Here is a 6,141-nt window from a genome sequence, read left to right on the forward strand (position 1 = left end):
GACCCAGGCCGCGGTCCTGACGCGGGGCGGGCCCCGCGTCAGGACCGCGGCCTGGGTCAGAACCTGATGCGCACGACCTTGCTCAGCCAGATGCCACCGATCGTGAGCATGACGACGCCGGCGGCGATCATCCCCCAGCCGAGCGGGCTCTGGGTGAGGACACCGATGTACGACGGGTTGGAGATGAACAGAAAGCCGCCGATGCCGAACGGCAGCGCCATGAGCACATACGCGGAGAGCTTGCCCTCGGCGGCCAGCGCCTGGACCTGCCGCCGGATCTGATTGCGTTCGCGGATGGTGTGGCCGACGCCGTCGAGGACCTCGGCGAGGTTGCCGCCGACCTCGCGGTTGATCGCGATGGCCTGGGTGACCCACACGAAGTCCTGGCTGCCCATCCGGTTGGCGGTCTCCTCCAGAGCGGGGGCGAGCTCGCGGCCGACGCGGGTCTCGTTGATGATCCGCGCGAACTCCTCGGAGGTGGGCTGCTCGGCCTCGCGGGCCACGGAGGCCAGCGCCTGCAGGAGGCTGTGGCCGGCGCGCAGGCTCGAGGCCATGAGCTGCAGCGAGTCGTCGAGCTGGTCGGCGAACGCCGCGCGTCGGCGGGCGGCGAGGACCTGGAGCAGTACGTACCCGCCCGCAGGGGCGAGGAGGGCGAGGAACACGCCCATCAGCGGGCCGATGAGGATGAGTCCCAGCGCGAAGGCGACGATCGTGGCGACGACGACGAGGAAGACATAGTCCTGGAGACCCATGCGAACACCGGCGCGTTCGAGCTGGCCGGCTCCCGTTGTCCCGCGGCGGCGCAAGAGGGAGTCGATCGCCTCGGTCAGCGCGGTGGCCGTGCGGTTCAGCAGGCCAGGGCCGGCGGCCTGGTCGGGCCTCCGGCGTTCGCGGGGGATGTGGTTGCGGGCGGGGGCGAGCGCCAGGAACGTGAGCACGGCAATCGCCACCGTGACGGCCGCGAGCCCGAACGCGGCGGGGGAGAACAGCGACGCGGTCATCGGATGGCCCCCGCTCCGTCGGTGCTGGCCCCGAACACGCGGGGGGACAGGGTGATGCCCAATTCGGCGAACCGGTCGGTGAACCGCGGGCGGACTCCGGTGGCGACGGGCTTACCGAGGAACCTCCCGTCGGGTCCGATGCCGGCGGAGTAGTCGAAGAGGAACGCGTCCTGCAGGGTGACCGTCTGGCCCTCCATACCCTGAACCTCGGTGACGGCGGTGATGCGGCGGGTGCCGTCGCGCAGGCGGGTGAGCTGGATGATGACGTCGACGGCGGAGGCGATCTGCTCTCGGATGGCCCGCAGGGGCAGGTCCATGCCCGCCATGAGCACGAGGGTCTCGAGGCGAGCGATGGCGTCACGTGGCGAATTGGAGTGAACGGTGGAGAGTGAACCGTCGTGGCCGGTGTTCATCGCCTGGAGCATGTCGAGGGTCTCGCCGCCGCGGACCTCGCCCACCACGATGCGGTCGGGACGCATACGCAGCGAGTTGCGGACGAGCTCGCGGATGGTGATCTCACCGCGGCCCTCGATATTCGCGGGCCGGGACTCCAGACGGACCACGTGATCCTGCTGCAGTTGCAGCTCGACGGCGTCTTCGATGGTGACGATCCGCTCGCCCTCGGGAATAAACGAGGACAGGACGTTGAGCAGGGTTGTCTTACCGGAGCCGGTGCCGCCGGAGACGATGATGTTGAGTCGCGCCTGCACACACGCCTGCAGGACCTCGGCCATCTCCGGGGTGAGGGTCCCGAACCGGATGAGGTCGTGGACCTGGAAGGGATCCTTGGAGAACTTACGGATGGTTAGCGACGACCCGTTGACCGCGAGCGGCGGGATCACCGCGTTGACGCGGGAGCCGTCCGCGAGCCGGGCGTCGACCAGCGGGGACGACTCGTCGACGCGGCGGCCGATGCGGGAGACGATCCGCTCGATCACCTGCCGCAGGTGGTCCTCGGAGGTGAACCGCGAGGGGTGACGGGTGAGCTGGCCGGCGCGCTCGACGAAGATCATGTCCGGACCGTTGACCATGATCTCGGTGATGTCCGGGTCGTCGAGCAGCTTCTCGAGCGGCCCGTGGCCGAGCACGTCGGCCTGGACGTCGGAGATGAGGCGCTGACGCTGGTCGCCGGTCAGGGGGACGGTCTCGTCCTCGACGACCTTGTTGAGCTCGGCCCGCACCATGGCGTGGAGCTGGTCCTCGGTGAGCGAAGGGTTGTTCAAGCGCGCACCGATGCGCTCGAACAACGCGGTGGCCGCGCGCTCTTTGAGGGCGATCAGCGGATCGACCGTGGGGTCGTCGGTCGGAGGTCCGCCCGCGGTCGCGGGAGTCTGCGGGCTGCCCGCTGCGGATGGCTTCGTCGTCGTCACCGTCGGGCTGACCACGGACGACGCCGAGCCCGGCGCGGCGGGGGATGGCGCGGCGGTGTCGGCCGGAGGCGCCGCATCGAGGGTGGCGCCGGTGGTGGCGCGTGCGGCGCGGAGGCGTTCGGACAGGCTCATGCCTTCACCCGCTTCCGCTGGAGGCGGTGGCGGCCACCCACGGTGACGGGCGCGGCGGTCGGGGCCGGGCGCATGGGTGCCGGCGTGAAGCGGTCGACGAGTTTGCGCAGTTGCTTGGTCATGGGGTCGCGGGTGTCGCTCTGGAGGAGGGGCAGGCCCTGGTTGACGGAGACGGGCACGGCCTTGCTGCGGGGTAGGACCAGGTCGAGGCTCGCGCCGATGGTCGCCTCCGCGTCGGCCTTGGTCAGGCCGCTGCGCGGGTCGGCGAAGTTCACCAGGATGTGGCGCTTGTCGACGTCGATGGCCAGGTCCCGTAGGACGGTCATCTCCTTGCGCAGTCCCCGCACGCCCGGCACGTCGAGGCTCGTCATGAGGACGAGCTCGTCGGCCTGGTCGATCGCGGCGAGCGCGTGGTCGTCGAGGCCCGGGGCGGTGTCCACCACGACGTAGCGGAACTCCGAGGCCAGTGTCTGCAGCAGGCGGGCCACGTCGGCGGAGGTGATGTCGTCGGCCTCGGCGGGGGAGGCCGGTGCGCACACGGTGTAGAGGCCGGTCTGGTGCTGGGTGAGGAAGGTCTTGAGCACCATCGAGTCCTGGACGGCCGGGCCGCGGACCACGTCGAGGAGCGTGTGCTCGGGGTCGAGGTTGAGCGCGCTGGCGACGTCGCCGAACTGCACGTCCAGGTCGACGAGCACGGTCGAGTGCGGCGCGGAGCGGGCCAGGCCGACGGCGAGGTTGGTGGCCACCGTCGTCTTGCCGACGCCGCCCTTAGGGGAGACGACGCTGATGACGCGGCCGTGGGAGGCGCCGCCACCGTTGCCCGCGCCGTCGCCGATGTTCTGCGGGGCCGAGGCGGCGGCGACCTGGGCCGCGCGCCGCAGGATCTCGGCGAACTCGGGGACCTCGGCCTCGGGGTGCACGACGTCGCATGCACCGGCCCGCAGCGCGGACAGTGCGAGGGCGTCGGGCTGCTCGGTCACCAGCACGACGGCCATGCCGGGGCACTCCGCCGCCAGCCGGGACGAGAGCGCGAGGGCGTCGTCGGGCCCCGCTGCGGTGTCGATCACCACGACCTGCGGGATGGGCGCGCCTGCGCCCAGCCGCTGGAAAAGTTGAGGCGGGCCTGCGGGTAGTGCGGTGCCGGCGATGACTGAGACGGGTGCGCCGGCCGCGGTGGCGACCTTTCCGCGTAGGTCGGCGGAGTCGGAGGCGATCAGGATGCGGCTCATCGGTAGAAGTCCATGTAGTTGGCCCGCGGGGTGCCGTCCTGGGGAACGGTTTCGTCTTCGAGGGAAAGCCAGATGGTCCCGTGCTCGGCGGCGTTGACGACGTCAACAGACTGGCCGGTGGTGAGTGCCATGGTGATTAGCGCGCCCCCCTCGGGCTCTGGAGCCGCGTCCGGGTCCTCAACACCTTCGTCCGGCTGGGAGGCTCCGAGCCCACCCTGGACTCGAGTGACGAGAATCTTCCGAAGGATCAGCCGGGTCGCTCCGTTGCCGTTAGTCACAAAGACGCCCACGGTGTCGCCGGGTGTGACGGTGCCGCCAACGACGCGGGCGGCGTCGAGCGGGATGGTCACCTGGTGGTATCCGTCGGGGACCGGTATTCCGCCGAATCGCTCTAGCGACTGCCGGGTGACGAACCGGGCTCCGAGGAGTTGCTCGCCCGGCTGCAGGTCGGTCGAGGCCACCCGGCCCGCGACCTCCGCGAGTGAGCGGACGGGGTCGGGCCCGACAGCCTTGCGGGGCAGGCTTTGGGTGGTCACCGAGGCGGCGATCTCCTCTGCCGGCGTTCCTTGGGCGATGGGTGCGGACACCACCAAGACCTCGACGGGGTCCATGTCGGCCATCGCGCGGCTGTCGGCGTTGTTCACGTAGCTGACGAGCAACACCGCGCCGAGGATCGCGAGCACCCCGGCCGCGATAGCCGAGACGAGACGTCGGTTCATTGGTCTCTCACTAGTCAGGTAGTAGGTAGACGGCGGATGTGCCGAGGTTTGGGGCGTCCGGGCCGTAGGTGAAGTCGGGGTCCGTGTTCACCATCGAGGTGAAGTAGCCGCGGATGCAGCGTTGGTTCTTGTCGCACGGCGGGTTCCAGCTCTGGCCGGAGAAGTAGTACCCGGTGACGTGGAAAGCCGCGTACCCGTAGACCTCGTACCAGGCGCCCCTGCCGTTGCCGCCGGAGCTGGTGAGGTCAGCCTCGTCGAAGAGCGGGATGAGTATGGTCTTCCCGCGGATCGTCGAGAGGTCGCATTGCTTCGGGGTGTTTCCGGGTTCGCTGTACGCCTTCGTGTTGATGTGGGTGGTGGTGGAGCAGCTCTTTTTTGCGTCGGTCTCTAGCCACCCGAAACCGCCGGGAACGATCGTCGGTGAGTTCCCACCCGCGCCCGAGCACGTGCCGGCGGGCGTGGTGACGATCGTTTGTTCCACTCCTGTCGGGATCCCGCCGACCGAGGACTTGTTGAAGTCGCAGAGCGAGATGATGAGGGGGAGCGCCGCGGTGCCGCCAGTCGGACCGCCCCATCCCGCACTGGCCGTGGCGGTCAATGCGGTGCTGTCGACACCGAGAACGGGAGCGAACCAGTGTTCGCGCACCGCCGAGTTGTGGACGGTCACCCTCCCGGTGGAGGCGGAGGGGATCGTGGGAACGCTCGCCACCGCCGCGCCAGAGTTGCTGTTCGACGTGGCGAAGTCCTGAGCGGTGGCAAGTGGGGACCCGCAGGCTTTCCGTGCACAGTCCTGGGCGATCGCCAAGGCTGCCGCGTCGGCCCCGATCTGAAGCTGTTGCTTCTCGGCGTGTGTCGCAGCGATATCGAGGGAGATCGCCGCGAAACCCATGAGGGGCACCATGAGGATCGCGACGATGACGGCGACCGCGCCCCGGTCATCCTTCAGCCGAAGCATCGCATGGTCCCCCTGCCGGTGAGGGTGAAGTCATCGAGGGGAAGAAAGCCGGAGACCAGCGTGAACGGGTAGGAGATGGTTACCGACACCTGGCCGGGGGCGGTGGTGTCTGATGCGCATCGAGTAGGGGTGACGTCGATCATCGAGTCGGTGAGGGAGAGACCTGGGGCGGAGTCTTTGGCCGTTGTACGTGCAGCCGTGGCACTATCCTGCAATGCCATTACCCGGACGCCATCGCGCGCGGCATTGGAGAGGGTGGTCTGAACGTGATAGGCCCGGCCGAATTCCATGATGCCGATTACCAATACGAGAAGGATCGGCAGAACGAGCGCGAATTCGACTGCTGTAGCTCCGCGGTCACTTGAGGGCGTGAACATTGCGGCGCCTGTAGGGAGGGAAGGGAGGGGGTTAGTGCAGTGGCGGCTCACAGCCGGCGCAGCTCCATCTAGAAGGCGCTGCGCCGGCCGCTTTGACCGAGATCGGCGTTATCCGCCCGTGTTCTCAGTGCCGGTCTCGGTGGGCAGCGCGTCGTTCACGCCGGTGAACATCCCGTTCAGGTTGTCGCCGAGAGCGATGACGGCAGCGATGATGACGACCGCGATGAGGCCGACCATCAGGCCGTACTCGACGGCGGTCGCGCCGCGGTCCTTGCGGTTGTCCAGGCGGTCGGAGAAGAAGGCCTGGAGGGTGGCGAGAGCGTAGAACGCCTGGTTCATGACGAACCCTTTCTAGGGG

7 protein-coding genes are annotated in these 6,141 nt (G+C 68.9%); all 7 read right to left on the bottom strand.

Translation table 11 applies throughout. The features are described from left to right. Window positions 1-56 precede the first annotated feature (56 nt). The 7 genes from KHA85_RS15835 to KHA85_RS15865 all read right to left on the bottom strand — a co-directional run bounded on the left by KHA85_RS15835 (window position 57) and on the right by KHA85_RS15865 (window position 6,122). Window positions 57-1,001 (bottom strand): type II secretion system F family protein, encoded by a 945-nt coding sequence (locus tag KHA85_RS15835; protein WP_213186547.1) that lies wholly within the window; start codon window positions 999-1,001, stop codon window positions 57-59. Then, on the bottom strand, window positions 998-2,503 hold the full coding sequence (locus KHA85_RS15840; RefSeq protein WP_213186548.1) for a TadA family conjugal transfer-associated ATPase: 1,506 nt from the start codon (window positions 2,501-2,503) through the stop codon (window positions 998-1,000). The genes KHA85_RS15835 and KHA85_RS15840 overlap by 4 nt, the downstream gene beginning before the upstream one ends. After that, the gene (locus tag KHA85_RS15845; RefSeq protein ID WP_213186549.1) at window positions 2,500-3,732 is read right to left on the bottom strand and encodes a CpaE/TadZ family protein; all 1,233 of its coding nucleotides are present in this window, start codon (window positions 3,730-3,732) and stop codon (window positions 2,500-2,502) included. Before KHA85_RS15845 ends, KHA85_RS15840 begins: the two co-directional genes overlap by 4 nt. Then, on the bottom strand, window positions 3,729-4,451 hold the full coding sequence (gene cpaB / locus KHA85_RS15850; RefSeq protein WP_213186550.1) for a Flp pilus assembly protein CpaB: 723 nt from the start codon (window positions 4,449-4,451) through the stop codon (window positions 3,729-3,731). Before cpaB ends, KHA85_RS15845 begins: the two co-directional genes overlap by 4 nt. A gap of 10 nt (window positions 4,452-4,461) precedes the next feature. After that, on the bottom strand, window positions 4,462-5,406 hold the full coding sequence (locus KHA85_RS15855) for a pilus assembly protein TadG-related protein (protein ID WP_213186551.1): 945 nt from the start codon (window positions 5,404-5,406) through the stop codon (window positions 4,462-4,464). Next, the gene (locus tag KHA85_RS15860) at window positions 5,394-5,783 is read right to left on the bottom strand and encodes a TadE/TadG family type IV pilus assembly protein (RefSeq protein WP_213186552.1); all 390 of its coding nucleotides are present in this window, start codon (window positions 5,781-5,783) and stop codon (window positions 5,394-5,396) included. The genes KHA85_RS15855 and KHA85_RS15860 overlap by 13 nt, the downstream gene beginning before the upstream one ends. A gap of 108 nt (window positions 5,784-5,891) precedes the next feature. Continuing rightward, the gene (locus KHA85_RS15865) at window positions 5,892-6,122 is read right to left on the bottom strand and encodes a Flp family type IVb pilin (protein ID WP_213186553.1); all 231 of its coding nucleotides are present in this window, start codon (window positions 6,120-6,122) and stop codon (window positions 5,892-5,894) included. Window positions 6,123-6,141 lie beyond the last annotated feature (19 nt).

The organism is Dietzia massiliensis (assembly GCF_018390595.1).
Classification (GTDB): Bacteria; Actinomycetota; Actinomycetes; order Mycobacteriales; family Mycobacteriaceae; genus Dietzia; species Dietzia massiliensis.